14 protein-coding genes are annotated in these 17,094 nt (G+C 69.8%); 8 read left to right on the top strand and 6 right to left on the bottom strand.

Annotated features, from left to right (window positions below):
• Positions 1-227: 227 nt before the first annotated feature.
• Entirely contained in the window at positions 228-914 is a 687-nt protein-coding gene (locus SCATT_RS02220; RefSeq protein ID WP_014141257.1) for a DUF4328 domain-containing protein, read from the bottom strand.
• A gap of 820 nt (positions 915-1,734) precedes the next feature.
• Here SCATT_RS02220 and SCATT_RS02215 point away from each other — a divergent pair.
• The 4 genes from SCATT_RS02215 (at position 1,735) to SCATT_RS02200 (ending at position 8,475) form a co-directional block, all read left to right on the top strand.
• Positions 1,735-2,211: a hypothetical protein gene (locus SCATT_RS02215; protein ID WP_014627336.1), complete on the top strand. Its 477-nt coding sequence runs from the start codon at positions 1,735-1,737 to the stop codon at positions 2,209-2,211.
• Positions 2,212-2,305: 94 nt separating this feature from the next.
• Positions 2,306-3,877, top strand: coding sequence for a S1 family peptidase (locus tag SCATT_RS02210; protein WP_014141255.1), 1,572 nt, complete (start codon positions 2,306-2,308; stop codon positions 3,875-3,877).
• A gap of 184 nt (positions 3,878-4,061) precedes the next feature.
• The gene (locus tag SCATT_RS02205) at positions 4,062-7,985 is read left to right on the top strand and encodes a polymorphic toxin-type HINT domain-containing protein (RefSeq protein ID WP_161271872.1); all 3,924 of its coding nucleotides are present in this window, start codon (positions 4,062-4,064) and stop codon (positions 7,983-7,985) included.
• Positions 7,986-8,010: 25 nt separating this feature from the next.
• Positions 8,011-8,475 carry a hypothetical protein gene (locus SCATT_RS02200; RefSeq protein WP_014141253.1) on the top strand — a complete coding sequence of 155 codons (465 nt, stop codon included), beginning with the start codon at positions 8,011-8,013 and terminating at the stop codon, positions 8,473-8,475.
• A 250-nt stretch (positions 8,476-8,725) separates the two neighbouring features.
• Here SCATT_RS02200 and SCATT_RS02195 read toward each other — a convergent pair whose 3' ends face one another.
• The 3 genes from SCATT_RS02195 to SCATT_RS38425 form a co-directional block, all read right to left on the bottom strand.
• Positions 8,726-8,923, bottom strand: coding sequence for a hypothetical protein (locus tag SCATT_RS02195; RefSeq protein ID WP_231905023.1), 198 nt, complete (start codon positions 8,921-8,923; stop codon positions 8,726-8,728).
• Between the two features lie 298 nt (positions 8,924-9,221).
• A complete protein-coding gene (locus SCATT_RS02190; RefSeq protein WP_014141250.1) occupies positions 9,222-10,523 on the bottom strand; it encodes a hypothetical protein in 1,302 nt (433 codons plus the stop codon).
• A gap of 6 nt (positions 10,524-10,529) precedes the next feature.
• Positions 10,530-10,715 (bottom strand): hypothetical protein, encoded by a 186-nt coding sequence (locus SCATT_RS38425; protein WP_014141249.1) that lies wholly within the window; start codon positions 10,713-10,715, stop codon positions 10,530-10,532.
• A gap of 231 nt (positions 10,716-10,946) precedes the next feature.
• On the opposite strand from SCATT_RS38425, the gene SCATT_RS02180 reads away from it, so the two are divergent.
• The 4 genes from SCATT_RS02180 to SCATT_RS02165 all read left to right on the top strand — a co-directional run bounded on the left by SCATT_RS02180 (position 10,947) and on the right by SCATT_RS02165 (position 14,752).
• Complete coding sequence (locus tag SCATT_RS02180) at positions 10,947-11,294, top strand: hypothetical protein (RefSeq protein WP_014141248.1); 348 nt, start codon at positions 10,947-10,949, stop codon at positions 11,292-11,294.
• Positions 11,295-11,533: 239 nt separating this feature from the next.
• A complete protein-coding gene (locus SCATT_RS02175) occupies positions 11,534-12,196 on the top strand; it encodes a hypothetical protein (RefSeq protein WP_231905022.1) in 663 nt (220 codons plus the stop codon).
• A gap of 382 nt (positions 12,197-12,578) precedes the next feature.
• Positions 12,579-13,784, top strand: a complete 1,206-nt coding sequence (locus SCATT_RS02170) for an alpha/beta hydrolase (protein WP_202446590.1) — start codon at positions 12,579-12,581, stop codon at positions 13,782-13,784.
• 218 nt (positions 13,785-14,002) lie between these two features.
• Positions 14,003-14,752 (top strand): dienelactone hydrolase family protein, encoded by a 750-nt coding sequence (locus SCATT_RS02165; RefSeq protein WP_014141243.1) that lies wholly within the window; start codon positions 14,003-14,005, stop codon positions 14,750-14,752.
• 28 nt (positions 14,753-14,780) lie between these two features.
• On the opposite strand, the gene SCATT_RS02160 is transcribed toward SCATT_RS02165, so the two are convergent.
• Both SCATT_RS02160 and SCATT_RS02155 read right to left on the bottom strand, forming a co-directional pair.
• On the bottom strand, positions 14,781-15,809 hold the full coding sequence (locus SCATT_RS02160) for a nitronate monooxygenase (protein WP_014141242.1): 1,029 nt from the start codon (positions 15,807-15,809) through the stop codon (positions 14,781-14,783).
• Positions 15,810-15,837: 28 nt separating this feature from the next.
• A complete protein-coding gene (locus SCATT_RS02155; protein ID WP_014141241.1) occupies positions 15,838-17,034 on the bottom strand; it encodes a YbfB/YjiJ family MFS transporter in 1,197 nt (398 codons plus the stop codon).
• Positions 17,035-17,094: the final 60 nt, after the last annotated feature.

Genomic DNA, 17,094 nt, shown 5'->3' with positions numbered 1-17,094 from the left:
AACAGCCGGACCGTGAGCGATATCGTCCCGCGCCACACTGGCGCGTCCGGAGCCGGGCATCCACCGCGTGCCGGCGTCTCGCTCTCAGCGGCGTCGCGCTGAGAAGCGGTGCGTCATGGGCCCGGGTTGCTGACGCCCCGACGAACGCCATTCTCCGCATCGCTGGTGTGCTGCAAGGACGTTGTGAGGCAGTGGCTCCGGGCGCGTGCTGTTGGCCGTGCCTGTGGTCAGGTGAGGGCTTCGGGAAGAGCGGTGTGCGGTGCTTGTTGCATGCGGGTGAGTTTGCGGACGAAGACGATGGCCAGGACGGCCGCCACGGTGTTGAGGAGGTCGCCGAGTCCGGTGAGGGCCACCGAGTGGCGCAGTCCGTCGACGGTGGTCGCGGAGCGGGTGAGGCTGGAGCCGACCCGGGCGACGATGGAGGAGGCGATGGTCAGCGTCCACCAGGCGGTGACCGGGGCCTTGGAGACGTGGCGCCAGGAGCCGTCGGGGGTGGACTGGGCGCTGGCGTCCCAGACCTCCTTGGCGACACGGTAGGGCAGCCACAGGTTTCCGACGGGGACGAACCAGGCGCCGATGGCCCAGCCGCGCCCCATGGTGCACACGGCCTGGGAGAAGTACTCGGCGTTGACGCGTACCCGGTGGAACCAGACGATGAAGACGACCCCGGTGATCAGGACCGCACCGATCTGTGCCTTCCCGGCGACGTCGAGGACGTGCGCGTCGTGGACGACCTGGTCGGTACCGCTGGTCAGCAACGTGCCGATGTGGTTGTACAGGGCGGCGTCCGCCCACATCGCGAAGACATCAACCGCGGCGGCGACACCCAGCAGCACCGAAACCGCGGCTGCCAGTCCCGAGACCGAACGCAGCACAGGACCGCCGACCGGTCTGCCGACAGCACCGTAGGACATGGAACAACCCCCCAGGCAAGGATTACGTCCCCGCCGGCGGGCGGGGACCAGCAGACGCGCGCTCCGGGTTCCACGGGGTGGCCGAACACGAGGTGCCTTGCGGACATCACCTGAGCCACCGGTTGAACGGGGCCTGCTGATGCGTGCTCACTGGCCTGGCCCCTACCGCTTGGTCAGAGCGGTGGACCGTGCCGCCTCCGGACAGCAGAGGTAAGGCCCAGTTCGTGGCCGCGAACGCCATGCCGGCGGTCAGCGGAACGTGTGACTGGGGGTATGCCCTGCCGCGGCCCAAGGAGTAGCTGCTGGCGCGTCGCAGGCATCCTACCTGTGAAGAACTTGTGCCTGGGAACCAGATTTCGGCCGATGTCCGAAATTTGATGTCGGGTGATGCGACCAGACGCAGGATGCTGGTCAGCCTCCGGTTCCCAGGTGCCAACAAGGGGCCCGACGGTTGCCCCGTTGTTGGCCTGGGTGGGCGGTTGTCGTGTGCGGTGTCGCTTGAGCTGCAGTAACTTCCTTCGGTCGTCCACTACTTCGGCGCTCGGTGGTATCTGGCGGCGACCTGCCGTTGAGAGGGGCGTGAGCAGCAGCTATGCGTCTCGTCAGCGATACCTATGTGTCTGCTGTGGCTTTGGTCACTTTGCGGTTGCGGCTTCTCGCCCGATATGTTCGCGCCGCATTTATTTTCCCATTACATCCATGCGGGGGTGGGTGTGTGCTGCCTGGCCCCCGTGTGACCAAGGGGTGCTGCTACGTGATATCCCGTGCCCGAAAGCTGCTCGTTGCGGCTGGTGTTGCCGCTTGTGCCGCGTTGGTAGGCGTGCCGACGCTGGCCTCCGCCGACCCGGCGCCGTCCCCGTCGCCGTCGGCTTCTGCCGCTCCGGGGAGCGACGTTCCGCCGTCGGCGGTGGAGGACTTCTCCTACCCGAACGCGGCAAAGATCCAGCAGGTCAAGGGCATCAAGCTCATCAAGGGCGACGGCCACATCATGCTGGCCGACTGCGACGCTTCCGCCCAGCAGATCAAGGTCCTCACCGTCAAGAGCTCGACGGCCAATCAGCAGGGTGCCTACTGCTTCAAGGCGACCGCGAAGAACGGGTATCTGACGCTGGAGCTGCCGCGGGTTTTCGCGCTGGAGACCGACGACCACCCGATCAGCGCCCGTCTGACCCCGCAGGGCAACCAGCAGGCCCCGGCGACGACCGTCAGCGTGGACAAGAACGGCTACCAGAGCGTCGGCGAGGGCGTGGCCGGCGGTGCGCCCGCGGTGCTGGTCGAGATCCGAGTCACCGGCTGACGCACCACGCCGACCACAACCTGTCACATCCCCGCGGGGACGGCACGCGCCCACTCCTCGCGCTCGACTCTTTGAGGTATCACCTATGTCTGTCATGCGTTCACGTACTGCGTGGACCACCGGCCTTGCCGCGGCGACGCTGACCGCTGCCGCTGTGACCGCCGCTCCGGCGGACGCGGTCAGCGGCCCGCAGGCCACGGATGCCTCCGCGGCATCCACCGCTTCGCTCAACGTCGGTGGGCAGGAGGGCTGTTCGGGTACGTTGGTGGCTCCGCAGTGGCTGCTGACCGCCGCGAGCTGCTTCGCCGACACCCCGTCGCAGGGCTACCACGTCCAGGCGGGGGCGCCGAAGCTGAAGACCACCGCCACCTTCGCCGGCGGCGTGCAGCAGCAGGTGACCGAGGTGGTCCCGCGCTCGGACCGTGATGTGGTCATGGCCCGCCTGGCCGCCCCAGTCACCGGCATCACTCCCGCCACCGTCGCCACGACGGCTCCGGCCACGGGTGATGAGGTGCAGGCCGTCGGCTTCGGCCGCACCAGCTCCGAGTGGGTTCCCGGCCAGGCTCACACCGCGCCGTTCACCGTCGGTGCGGTCGGCGGCACCACTATCAACCTGGCCGCTGCCAGCGGTGGGGGTGCGATCTGCAAGGGCGACACCGGTGGTCCCGCGCTGCGTACCGTTGATGGCCGGGCTCAGGTCGTTGCGGTGCACAGTTTGTCGTGGCAGGGCGGCTGCCTGGGCACGGACGCGTCCGAGACGCGTACCGGTGCGGTGGACGCGCGGGTGGACGACATCGCCGGCTGGGTGGGGCAGATCTCGTACAGCACCACTTTCGCCAAGGCTCCCTGGGTGAACGCGCAGCAGATGACAGCCGGTTACTACACCGGTGGGTCGGCGGCCGGGACCCGGCACATGGACCTGGTGGTCCGCTGGAACGACGGTGAGGTCACTCTCTACCAGGGCGGTGACAACAACGATCCCGCGCACCCGTTCTCCGCGGAGTACCAGCTGGCCAAGCCCAAGAGCATCTGGGCCAAGGCGCTCAACATCTCCCGGGCGAACTTCAACGGGGGTGCCACCGATGGTCTGGTGGTGCGCTGGGTGGACGGGGAGATGACCCAGTACACCACCGTCGACGCCAAGGGTTTCCACGGCGAGAAGCAGCTGGCCAAGCCCAAGACCCCCGTCTGGCAGAACGACGCCCGCCTGATGACCGCCGGAAAGTTCACCACAGGCGGCAAGAGCGATGACCTGATGGTGGTGTGGAAGGACGGCAATGTCTCCGCCTTCACGGACCTGGCCGCCAACGGCCTGAACAAGCAGACCGAGATCGTCAAGCCCAACACCACCACCTGGCCCTACGCCGACCAGCTCACCACCGGCCAGTTCACCGGCAAGGCCACCGATGACGTGCTGGTGCGCTGGAAGGACGGCGAGACCACCATCTACCCCGGCATGACCACCAGCCGGCTGCCCGCCGAGGACCGGATCGCCCTGCCCAAGTCGCGCTGGGCCCAGGCCACCGTGGTCGCCGCCGGCGCCTTCGGCGACAACAACGTGTCCGACGACGTGCTGGTCCGCTGGAGCGACGGCCACCTGTCCCTGTTCACCGGCGTCGACGCCAAGGGCACCCACGACGAGACCGTCCTGACCCCCAAGCAGTGACCATACGGGGCCGGGACTGACAACTGACGTGAAACGGAAGTGAGGTTGAACGTTGAGACGTAACAAACGCACAGTCAGCACAGCGGGGTTGCGCCTGCTGTGTCTGGGGGTCCTGCCCTCGGCCATGGTGCTGGGGCTGCTCGGGCCGTCCCCGTCCCGCGCCGTGGCGGAGGGGAGCGCACCGGTGGCGGGGGAAACCACCGGTACGCTCACCGACACCGACCGGGGCAAGGTCGTCAAGCTGTGGGAGACCGGCGGGCCCGGGGTGCGGGCCGCCGCCGAGGTCGCGGTGGCCGGCAGCGACGACGATGTCAGGAAGTTCCTGGCCGAGGCGTCCGACCTGCAGTTCCAGGACGAGCGTGTCACCGCCGCCCAGGTCGCCAGCATCGGCGGCACCAACCTGCAGGAAGCCGCCCGCGCCGCCCTGGACAGCGACACCCCCCAGGCGCTGGAAGCCTTCCTCAAGGACGGCTGGAAAGCCCCCCTCGAGCAGGACCAGCGCGTCAAGGTCGCGCAGATCATCGACGCGGGCGGGCCGGAGGTGAAGAAGGCCGGCGAGACCGCGCTCAACGGCACGCCGGACGACATCAAGGCATTCCTGGCCAACGGTCAGTTCGACATGCGCGAGCAGGACGAGCGGGTGCTGACCGCGCAGATCATCAACGCCGGCGGGCCCAACGTCCGTGCCGCCGGACGCCTGGCCATCAACGGCAGCGCGGATGACATCCACGAGTTCTTGCAGGTCGGCCAGTACGTGGCGCGCGCTCATGACCAGGAGCGGGCCACCATCGAGCAGCTGGCCGACCAGGCCCAGAAAGCCGGCAAGCTCGCCCGGCAGCAGACCCAGGCCGCGCAGGACGCCTCCAAGCGGGCGGTGAAGGCAGCGGCGCTGGCGCGCAAGGCCGCGCAGGAGGCCGCCGCGCAGACCGAGGCTGCCAGGAACGACTCGCAGAAGGCCGCCGCCGACGCAGCCCGCGCCGCCGACGCCGCCAGCCAGGCCGCAGCAGCAGCCCAGACCGCGATCAACGCCGCCGCCGCGGCCAACACCGCGGCCCGCATCGCCGCCGACGCCGCCTCACAGGCCGCCAGCGCAGCCGCCGCCGCCTCCGAGGCTGCCTCCCGCGCACGCGACGCAGCCGCCGACGCGGCCATCAACGCCAACCAGGCATCCGCCGCCCGTCAAGCCGCGCAACAAGCACGTGATGCGGCCCGGGGTGCGCGTCTGGCCGCCGATGCCGCCGCAGCGGCCGGTGTCGCCGCTCACGACGCGTCGGCCGCGGCGAAGGCCGCTTCCAGTGCCGGTGCGAACGCGGACGCGGCGGCGAGCGCGGCCGATCAGGCCAACTCCTACGCCGACCAGGCCGGAGCCCATTCCGCCCTCGCCGACGAAGAAGCAGCCGCCGCCCACCGCTACGCCCGCGAAGCCGCCCGCGCCGCCGACGCCGCCCGAGCCCTGGCCGACGAAGCCGCCTCCGCGGCCGGCGACGCCCACGACGCCGCCGAGTCCGCGGCCGAGCACGCCGAAGCAGCCGCCAAGGCCGCCGACGAAGCAGCCCAGCACGCCGGCGAAGCAGCCACCGCCGCGAACCAGGCCAAGGCCCACGCCCAGGAGGCCCAGAAGGACGCCGACGTCGCCACCGCGGCGGTGGACAAGGCCAAGAAGGTCTTCGACCTCGCCCGCCGCATCGACGCCGAGGAACTGACCGCCCGCACCAACGCCGGCATCGACCAGGCCAAGGACCTCAAGGCCCAGCAGGACCGACAGGACAAGGCCCAGGAAACAGCCGCCCAGCAGGTCAAGGACCTCACCACCCAGGCCCAGCACCTCAGCGACCAGGCCAACACCGCCGACGCGGACGCCAAGGACATCGTGCCGCAGGTCCGCAAGGTCGCCCTGGGCATCATGAAGACCGGCAGGCCCTGGAGCGCCATCGCCGCCGAGAACGCCCTGGCCGGCACCGACGCCGACGTCATGGTCTACATCCGCACCGGCTGGAAACTCGCCGCCCAGCAGGACGACCGCGACCAGGTCAACGATCTGGCTCTGCATGCCGGTTCCGCGGAGGTTCGTAAGGCGGCCGGCACGGCGCTGGCCGGTGACGCCACCGCGATCAGCACCTTCCTGTCCACCGGCCAGTACGAGGCCATGGCGCAGCAGATGCGGGTCTACATCGCCCAGGTCATCAACGCCGGCGGCCCTGTGGTCCAGCAGGAAGGCCGGGCGGCCCTGGACTCCGACTCCCCGCAGAAGATGGCCCAGTTCATCGCCACCGGAGAAGACCAGGCCCGCACCCAGGACGAACGCGTCCGCGCAGCCCAGCTGGCCAACAGCCAGAACACCCAGCTCAGCTCCGCCGCCCGCATCGCCCTCGAAGGCCCCTCCGACCTGCTGCACGCCTTCATCACCACCGGCCAGTACACGGCCCAACGCCAGGACCAGCTGACCGCCACCCACATCTCCCAGGTCCAGCAACTCATCGCCAACGCCGCCGAAACCGCGGCCAACGCCCAGAAGAACGCCGCCCAGGCCGCCGCCGCGGCCTACACCGCCGCCAAGGCAGCAGCCGAAGCCGCCGGATACGCCGAGCAGGCCAGGAAACACGCCAAGGAAGCTGGCGACTACGCGGCCCAGGCCAGGAAGTACGCCAAGGAAGCCGACGCCTCCGCAGCCCAAGCAGCACAATCCGCCAACACCGCCCGCAAGGCCCAAGCCGACGCCGAACAGTCAGCCGCCAACGCCCTCCACTCCGCAACAGCCGCACGGAATTCGGCAAGTTGGGCGTCAGCCTCCGCTGCTGCTGCGTGGAGAGCCGGCCGACAGGCTCGTGCCTCGGCCACGGCCGCTGGCAAGGATGCGAACGCCGCTGCTGCTGCGGAAGCCGATGCCTACCAAGCCGTCATTGCCAAACAAGTGCGACAGATGTCCAACCAGTGGTTGGTGTACGAAGACTGGAAGGACAAGAACACCAAGGACGATGACGACAACAGCTGGATTCCAGACTGGGCGAAGTCCGCGTGGCACAAGGTCAGTCCCTACCTCGATGGGCTCCGAGACAACGGAGGACAGATCCTAGGTGGGTTGCTCGAGACCTTCGCAGGTGTCTTTGGGACCAATTTTGGCGCGCTCGAAGGCATAGGCGGCGCGTTGCTCGGCGTCGGCTCGTGCCTCGAAACCGTAGGACTGGGCTGTGTGCTTTCCGTCGGATCAGTCGGCGCAGGCATCGCTGCCGTCGGAATCGGCATCGCCGGCATCACTGATGGCATCCACAGCGTCAGTGACGGCCTGCAGAAGGCCATCAGGGAAGCCAGAGACGAAGAGAACACTACTGAAGAGCCATGCGCTCAATGTTTCCTCGCCGGCACCAAGGTCCTCATGGCCGACGGGACCGCCAAGAACATTGAAACGATCCAGGTCGGCGACGAAGTCCTCGCTACCGACCCTGTAACCGGTAGTACTGGGCCACGGACGGTCGACCGTCTCATCGTCACTGACGGTGACAAGCACTTTGACCGTCTGTCCATCAACACGCCCAAGGGTTCGGCTGCTCTCACCGCTACTTACGAGCACCCCTTCTGGTCCCCCACCGCCCACCGGTGGATCAAAGCTCGGGACCTCCGTCCCGGCGCTACCCTTCTCGGCACTAACGGAACCACCGTCCGGGTACAAGCCAACCAGCCCTACGACGCTACTGCCCGTACCTACAACCTCACCGTCGACAGTCTCCACACGTACTATGTGCTGGCTGGCGACACGCCGATTCTCGTCCACAACGCAGGCATCTGCGGGAAGACGGCACTGGACGAAGGGGACTGGCAGCACATCCTGGACCGCCACCGCCCTGGAGGCGCGGAGGTTGACGACGAAGCAGGAATCTTCACTGGCAAGGAGAAGCTTGTTCGACGGAGGATCATCGACACGATCAACCGAGGAACGCCTAAGCCGAACACCCCTGACCCCAAAACCGGGGCCCCCCGGCCGGGCCAAGTCTACGAGTGGAACTTTGGATTCCCTGTAGGGAAGGCCGGGCCTGCGAACGGCGGCGGGGATCTAGAAAACATTCGCGTTATCGTAAACGACGGTAAAGTCGTCACGGCATTTCCTTACTAGCGAACAGCCTCGCCCAAGGAAGAAGATGATCGAACTTTCCTTCTCGGCCCCAGACCCAGCTTCACCTCGAAGGAAGACCTGGCAAAGGGCCCTCCAGGTAAACCCTGCAGAGATCCCAGAGATCGACCTCCGGTACAAGCTTTTCGGAGGCGCTGTCAAGTTCATCGCGAATGGCGTCGAGATCATCTCTACCCGCAAATTCGTGATGCTCGCCGACCTTGCACTATCGCTGCACGATGCCGCTAGTCGCATTTCCCGCAGAGAGGACGCCGCGATCGGCTTCACGGAAAGCGAGGAAGTGATCCTATTTCACTCATCCGGAGAGACGGTCACTATTGAGTCTTCCCGCAAATCGGAACAGTCGACCGTGTCACGTGACGAGCTCCTTGAGAGTCTGTCCCAGTTTGTCCGCGCGGTCTACCGCCAGCTGATCAGCGACATTCCAGGACTCGTCGATAATCCAGTAATCCAGCAGATCGGCCCGCGGTAAGATATCTCACGCGGACATTGATCCTGCTGTTACCGGTAATTTCCGGGAACAGCAGGAAGTGCCTTCCTGGCAAGGTGACGGAACCTGTCCAAGGTGCCGCTCAGCCCTGCAGGGAGGCGCTTTCCGTAGGGCGCAACCTGAAGCAGGTTCCGGATCGCCATCTCAGACATGGGGCATGGAGCGATCGACCTATGTCCTACCTGGTTGCCGCTCGGCGGGTTGCGCGTTGCTTCGATCACACAGTGCTTCCCTATTGCATAAACACGTTGAAATGCACATCGGCGGAAGCCGGCGGGGTCGGGGTGATGCTGACGGTGGTGGTGGCCATGCCCGCCGTGATCGTGGAGGAGACGGCGATGACGACCGGGATGCGTTGGGGGCCGGCGGGCTTGTAGCCGTCGGGAAGGGTCCAGGCGGTGGCGGCTGCGCCGGTTGAGGTGGTGTGCATCGTCCCGTGAATGTGGACGTTGTCCTGGGCGTCGCGCCGGAAGCGGACGGGCTGGTAGGAGCCTCCCACCGGTCCGCCGGCCCAGTTCGAGCCGAAGGAGGCGGGTGAATGTCAGCGTTCCATGACCCCGCCCGGGGCGTAAACCACGGAACCGGCGATTGCGAGATCGAGCCGCTTTTTGGCATCGCGCAGATTGCAAAACGACACCCTACGGTTCGGCCGGGTTTCCCGGTAAGGGGTATCCGACCGCCAGTTGCGTGCCGTCCGTCAGCCGGACGACCCACGTTTTGGGGTCGAGTCAGGTCACTGCGGTTCCGGCAGCTCCGGTCAAGCTGGGGCCACGGTATGTGGATTCCCCGGCGATCATCTGGATGTTCGCCGTTCCCGCTCCGATGTCCGGGGTGGAAAGCTCGGTGACCGTGCCTCCCAGGTCGGCGTCCGAGTAGGAGACGAGGTATCCCGGGCTTTTCTCATCGGGATTGCTCGACCGGAATTCTATGCCCGGCGGCCGGATCAGCTTCCCGTAGGTGCTGGCGATGTCGAAGCTCAGCGCGGGAACCAGCCGGGTGCGCTGGCCCGTTCCCGCGGTTTCGATGACACCACCGCTGATCGTCTTACCGTTGAGGGCATCGGCGCTGAGCATGTCGGCGGTGACCACGCCCGCGGCCAGCAGGGCGACCCTCGCCGACTCCACGTCCAGGTGGTCACCGGTGAGCGTCTGGAACTGGATCTCACGGCCGGTGATCGTGTGGGCGGCGGCCTTCTCACCGGTGATCGACTCGGCAGCCAGCTCCAGCGTGCCGATGGACCTGGCCAGCACGCTGCCGGCGATCACGACGGTGCGCGCCTCGGCGTTGTCGAAGGAGACACTGCCTCTGGTCGCCGAGGCGGACTCCAGGGCCACGGCCGCCTTCACCGCGGTGTCCGGCGCCTGGAGTTGCCCGCTGATCCTGCTCCACTCCGTACGGGCCCCGGGCGGGCCGTGAAGGGCGCCGCGCCCGAGCGTGGTGCCGTCAGGGCCCAGCCACTCCAGGACGACGCTGGCGGCCGAGCCGTCCCAGTCGGGACTCGTGCGGTAGTCGACCGCCAGGTAGAGGTGATCGCCCGGCAGGACGGGGAGCACGGTGAGCCGCTGGTTCTGCGTGGCGGGCTCGGCGGCCGTCACCTCGACGGTCAGGCATCGCTCCGAGGCGCGCCCTGGTGTGTCGATCCGCCATGGCGGGGCATCGGCGACCAGGTGCTCGGCGTATGGGCCTCCGAAGCTGGGGTCCGGGATGAGGTTGCCGGTGCCGATGGCGAGCCGGTCGGCGTCGACCGCGCCGATGGCCAGCTTGGTCCGGGTGACCGCGGCTTCGGCGAGAGCGAGGTCGGTGACGATGCCGTCGCGGATAGCCTCGGCGACCATGGGTTCACGCACCAACGGGCCGACGCTCACCGACGGCTCGGAGGCGGCACCGGAGGTGCTGCGGGCCACCAGCCGCACGTGGAGCGGCCGGTCGGCGACGATGGCGAAGGCGCCGCCACGTGGGGACTCGATCGTGGCACGCAACGTTGTCGCGTCCGGCGCGAAGTCCGCAGCCTGCGCGGCTTGGATCTCCACGCGGGCTCAGTCCAGGGGGACGGGGCTGCCGTCGGCGAAACGGCCGTCCCACGTGACGTGCACGCCGCCGAGCGACGGGGTAACGGACGGCGCCGTCGGCCGGGGCGGCGGCGGCCCGTTGACGATGTTGACCGCCGTCGTGCCGTCGTCCTGCTGGCCGATGATGGCGCGCAGGGAGCCGTCGTCGTACACCTCGACAACGCCGCCTTCTATGCTGGAATAGGCCAGCTGTGCGGTGCGCGTGGTGTCGGCTTCCGGACGGTGAGGGTGTCTTCGGCTCGACCTGCCCAAGGGGTCGTCGCTCCTGACCAACGGGCAGACCGATGCGACCGCCAGGGGCGGAGCGCGGATCGTCAACGGAGTCATGATCGGCGCCGTCGGCACCGCACGCGTCACCACCCCGAGCAGGTAAGGGCAGAGCACATGGCCGACACGCGCCTCCTGATCGCGGCATCCGGAACGGAGGAGAGCCCGCACGCCCATCTGGACCCGGTCGTCGCCGCGGAGGTCTCCTGGGGCAACCGGATCGTCAGGGACTGGTACATCACCGACTGGCACTTCGGCTTCTGGGATCTGCGGCTGGAACGGCCGTTCCACGTGGAGCTGCTGCGCAGCACGTTCCGTTTCCCGCCGAACGTCAAGCTCTTCACCATCGGACACCACGCCGGTGGGCAGGAGCCGAAGATGGGCATGGGAGATGGCCGTTTCGTCGGGATCACGGCGCCGCTGCCGCAAGGCCGGCCCACCGTCGACAGGGAGATCGAACTGTGAGCGAGCGTCCCACCGGGTCCTCCCTCGCTCACCGTCTGGCGGACAGCAGGTGACCCAGCCACCGCCGGTGTGCGGTCTGGTCATCAACCCCCGTGACAAGTCGCCGCTTTACGTGGCGGCCGAGGAACGGGACGACGTGCTCGCCGCGGCCGTTCCCTTCCCGGCGGGCGCGCGGGTGTGGATCAGGACGAAAACACGCGAACCCGAGGGGTTGCTGGCCGCCGCCCTGCCGCGGCCGGATGAGCGAGGTGCCGTCCCTGGTCTGGCCGGGACGGCCGCCGGCTCCGGTCGACGGTGGCTGGCTGTGGACCAACGCCTGCGGTGAGGCGTGTACGAGCGTGGTCGACGGCACCCCGTACGCCCTCGCCTCGACCATGGTCAGCCCGGACGCGGCCGGTGCCCCCGGCGGGGCCGTGGCTGTGCGGGCCGATGACCGGACCGGGCTGCTGGCCGGGGTGCCGGGGGGCTACGGGCTGGTCGTCGACGGTGCCACGGCGGGTCGACGGCTGCTCACCCCGGAGCAGGTCGACGGGTTCCGGGGTCCGCAGCCTCCTCGCGGTGACGAGCCCTTCCTCGCGCTGCGGCCCGCCCCGCGCCACCTGCGCCCGCTGCTGACGGAGGCGCGGGATCAGGCCAGGGCCGCTGGAGCCCGGCGGATCAGCGCGTACTGGGCCCGGTTGCCGGACGGCCCGGCCGGGCTTCTCGTCGACGTGGTGGGCGGCGGCCGGGGCCGGCTCGCCCCGCCGGTGGCGTTGGAGGCGGTCATGGAGGCGGTGGCCCGCCACGCGCCCCAGGAGCGGGTCCGCGTGGTGTGTTCGGCGTCCTTCCCGGATCGAGGGCGCGTCCTGCGCGGCGCCGGCATCTGCCAGGGACCGGGCCTCTGGCGGCGGCGGAACCGGTAACGCCCGGCGCCGCAACCGTGGCTCACAGCCGGTGGCGGAGCAAAAGGCAGCCCTGACGGAAAGTCCGCCGCAGGGATGGCAGTCACGCCGGGCCCGGCACGATCACCCGCAGTTCGCGCGACGACGCCTGCGCGCACGAGCACCGGACGCGACACCACCGCGAAGCCGGGCTCCCGACCGCGTCGGCCTCCGGAGCTAGACCCGTGGACCGAGTGCCCGCCCGGCGTGATCAATCCGTGGGTTGACGCCATGCGGTACGCGCGGATGACATCGTTCCCCGGTGCCCACGGACCGGCCGTGTCAGCATGAGTGACGATCCATCAGGTAGGGCGAAACAAGGGGAGGGACCGTGACCACCACGCCGTCTGTCGGGCGGAAGGGCATGACGCAGGGTATGACGCGCCGCCACGTGTTGGGAGCCGCGCTGGCTGCCGGGGTTGCCGCGCCGTTGGTTGTCGGTGCCGGTTCCGCCTGGGCGGATGTGGGGGAGTCCGGGGGCGGGGGGACGAGGCTCACGCTGCCGGAGCCGACCGGGCCGTACCCGGTGGGGACGGTTCCGTTGCATCTTGTGGACCGGTCGCGTCCGGACGGGATCGCGGGGCCTGGGCATTTCCGGGAGTTGATGGCCACGGTGTGGTACCCGGCCCGGAACGTCGAGAGGTATCCGGTGGCGCCGTGGATGCCGGACGGCGCGCTGAAGGCGTTCCTGGCCGATGCGGGGTTCAGCGCGGTGGCGGGTATGGCGCCGTACACGTCCGGGCACGTGGGGGCTCCGGTGCGGCGGACGGGGCGGCGGCTGCCGGTGCTGGTGTATGCGCACGGTGCCCACAGCCATCAGGGTGACCACACGGTCATGGTCCAGGAACTCGCCAGTCACGGGTACGCGGTTGTGACGGTGGCCCACCAGTACGACACGTACACCGAGTACCCGGACGGCCGGGTCGGTGTGCCGAGCGAGGATCCGAAGGCGCCGACGTACCCGGGGGACTTCGCCGCGGATCTGCGGTTCGTCCTCGACTGCGTCGAGCAGATCGCCGCCGGGCGCAATCCGGACGTCGACGGGCGGGAGTTGCCGGCCGGCCTGCTCGGTTCCCTCGACCCGCACCGTATGGGCGCGTTCGGCTGGTCGAAGGGCGGGACGGCCACCGCCTGCGCCACGCTCGCGGACGAGCGGATCCGTGCCGGGCTGAGCCTCGACGGCCCGATGATGATGAACCCGCCGCTCGCCGGTGACCTGGACCGGCCGTTCATGATGATGTCGGCGGTGTTCACGCGGGACCAGGACCCCGCCGCCGCCCAGTTCTGGTCGCACCTGCGGGGCTGGCGGCTGAACATCCGGGCAGAGGGCGCCGCCCACGTGTCGTACGGCGACGACGAGGCGCTCTTTCCCCAGGTGGCGAAGGTACTGGGGTGGAACGCGCAGCAGCTCCAGAACTGGATCGGCACCCTCGACCCCGGCCAGGCGGTGCGGATCCAACAGGCGTACCCGCTCGCGTTCTTCGACGCGCACCTGCGCCATCGGCACCACCACGAGCACCTGCTGGACGGGCCGTCCCCGGCGTTCCCGGCGGTGACGTTCGTCCCGTGAGTTCGCCTGGCGGCGGCTACGCGCGGTGGTCTATGTTGTGCGGGATGACTACCGGGACGGCTTCGCGCCATACACGGATCGGTGACCCGGTGCTCTTCTGAGCGCCGTACGGGCCGGTGCGGGCCCGTTGTCGGGTCGAGGGCGTCGCGTTGGGGCGCGGGCTCCGCCTCCGCCGTGTTGATCACAGGTTCGACACATCAACGACGACAGGAGAACGCATGCCCACCAAGACGTTGTCGATCCCCACGGCGGACGGCCGGGCCGACGCCTTCGCCGCCTTTCCCGACCAGGGCGGACGGCACCCCGGGGTGCTGATGTACACGGATGCCTTCGGTGTGCGCCCCGTGGTGAAGGAGATGGCCCGGGAGCTGGCCGGGCACGGGTACTACGTGCTCGTCCCCAACGTCCACTACCGGCACGGTCCGGCGCCGGTGGTCGAACTCCCCGAGTACATCGGAGAAGACGTCCGGCCCTCGGTCGTCGCCCAGCTGATGCCCTTGCTCAAGGACAGCGTCCGCGCCGAACACGGCCTGCGCGACGCCGACGCCTACCTCGCGTTCCTCACCGCTCAGCCCGAGGTCGGCGCCGGACCGGTCGCCGTGACCGGTTACTGCATCGGCACCCTGCTGGCGCTGCGGGCGGCGGCGGCCCACCCCGCTCGGGTGGCCGCCGTCGCCGGGTTCCACCCCGGTTTCGTGGTCACCGACGCGCCTGACAGCCCGCACCGCCTCATACCCGAGCTGGCCGCCGAAGTCCATCTCGGCCTCGCCGAGGGCGACTTGACGCCCGAGGTGATCAGCGAGCTGTACGGGGCCCTGGACGCCGCCGGTGCCGGCCACACCTGCGAGATCTACCCAGGCACCGCCCACGGCTTCACCATGGCCGACACCGAAGCCTTCAGCGCCTCCGGGCTGGAGCTCCACTGGGACCGCCTGCTCGCCCTCCTGGACCGCACCCTGCGCCGGTGACCGGGCGCGTGCCCGAGGCCCGGCGGGCTCACAGCCGGGCCGCGAGGCGGGCGAGGGTGTCGGCGGCGGGTTCGGCCCTGGCGTGGCGGTACCCGGTGCCCGCCCACAGGTGGATCAGACGCGTGTCGCCGGCCGCGGTGGCCGCCTTGCGGAGCGGGCCGGTGAGGTGGTGGACGGCGGGGTACCCGGCCGGGGCGACGGCGTCGTAGCGATCGGTGAAGTGGTTGCGCAGGGCGCGGGCGGGGCGTCCGGTGAAGGCACGGGTGACGGTGGTCGTGGTGAAGGCCGGGTCGACCAGGGCCGCCTTGTGCGGTGCGGACGCCCCGCTCTCGTGGGTACGCAACAAGGCGGTGCCGACCATGACGGCCTCCGCGCCCGCGGCCAGGGCGGCCCGCACGTCGGCGGCGGTGGTGATACCACCGGCGGCGATGACCGGCAGGGCGACCGCGCGGCGCACCGCGGTGACCAGATCGGTGAGCCGGACAGGCCGGGGCGGCCGAGCCGGGGTGAGCGTGGCCGAGTGCCCGCCGGCCTCCGGCGCCTGGACGATCAACGCGTCGACGCCGGACGCGGCGGCCAGGCACGCCTCGTCGGCCGAGGTGACGCTCTGCAGAACGGTGATCCCGGCCGTGCGCAGGGCGCTGACGACCGCGCGGTCCGGGATGCCGAAGGTGAAGGACACCCAGGGCACCGGGGCGGAGGTGAGCAGGTCGATCTTGTCCGTCCAGTGGTCGTCGTCCTCGACGGGTCCGGCCGGCAGGGTGAGTCCGTAGCGGTCGGCCTCCGCCCGCACCGCCCGCGCGTAACTCCGGTACGCGTCGGCCGAGATGGGCACCGGGTTGGGGACGAAGAGGTTGACGCCGAACGGGACGCCTTCCGCGCGCGTGGTGTGGATCTGACCGGCGAGCGCCTGTGCCGTCCGGTATCCGCCGGCGAGGAAGCCCAGGCCCCCGGCGCGGGCGGCGGCGGTGACCAGCGCGGGGGTGCTCGGTCCGCCGGCCATCGGGGCGGCGATCACCGGCAGGTCGGCGCCGAGCCCGGACAGCAGTGTCTTCATCGGTGACTCCTTGGTGAGGATACGGGCGTCAGGCCGCCGAGGCCGTGGGGGCGAGGTGGTGGGGGAAGCGGACGCAGACGGCGGCGGACGCGACCGCGGCGGCGAGGACCATGGCGCTGCCGAGCAGGAGCGCCTGGTGGTAGCCGCGACTCAGCAACGGGGCGGCGAGCAGCGGGCCGAGGATCTGGCCGGCGCTGTATCCGGCGGTCAATAGGGCCACCGCGCGGGGCACTTGCAGATGGGTGCCGATGGACAGGGCGATCGTGCTGACACCCATGAACGTGGCACCGAACAGCACGGCGGACGCCAGGGCGGGCGCCGCACCACCCAGCACCGCAGACAGCGCGATCCCGACGGCCTGGACGGTCAGCGAGACCAGCAGCAGCGCCGGCCTGGACCAGCGGCGGGCCAGTCGGGCCCACACCGCACAGGAGGGAAGGGCGGCCAGGCCGACCACGATCCACGACGCGGAGCCGAGCCGGCCCCCCACCCCCTGCTGGATCGCGGCGACCAGGAAGGTACCGGCGATGATGTAACCGATGCCTTCGAAGGTGTAACTGGCGAGCAGGGCGACGAACCACCGGTGGGTACGGGGCCGTTCGGCCCGCGCCTGAGCCGTCGAACCCGTCCCGTCCGTGCCTTCCGGGCGCGGGGCCAGCGGCCAGGCGACCGCGGTGAGCACGGCGGCGAGCACGGCACAGGTCCACCACGCCGCCTGCCAGGTGGCCGCTGCCTGCACGGCGACGACCAGCAGCCCGGACAGCGCGATCCCGGCACCGACCCCGCCGAAGGCCCAGCCGACCAGATGGTGGGCGTGGGCACGCAGACGCGAAAGCATCACGCTGACGGCGATCACGAAGACCAACGCGCTGGCCGCACCCGCCACCAGACGCAGGACGAACCACGCGCTGCCGTCCCGCGTGACCGGCATGAGCGCCAGCGTCGCCACCAGCACGACCAGGCAACCGCGCAGCGCCACGGCCGACCGTACGACGGCGGGTACGGCGATGCCGGCCAGGGCGCCCGCGAGGTAGCCGATGAAGTTCGCCGTGGCCAGGCTCGCCCCGAGCCCGGCGGAGAGTCCGGCCTGGGCGTGCATGAGGGGGAGGATGGGGGTGTAGACGAACCGCCCGATCCCCATCCCCGCGGCGAGCGCCGCGCCCGCCTGGGCGACGGTCGTCCAGGGGGAGTCCGCCCGGGCGCGGGGCGGGGCTGATGACTGCACGGTCGGTGCCTTCCTGGTCGCGTGGGTGGCCACCTCTCACGCTAGGGAGCGGGTGTATGT

The organism is Streptantibioticus cattleyicolor NRRL 8057 = DSM 46488, from assembly GCF_000240165.1.
Taxonomy (GTDB): domain Bacteria; phylum Actinomycetota; class Actinomycetes; order Streptomycetales; family Streptomycetaceae; genus Streptantibioticus; species Streptantibioticus cattleyicolor.
Note: the sequence above shows the minus strand (reverse complement) of the source record. Positions and strands in the feature narration are given on the sequence as shown.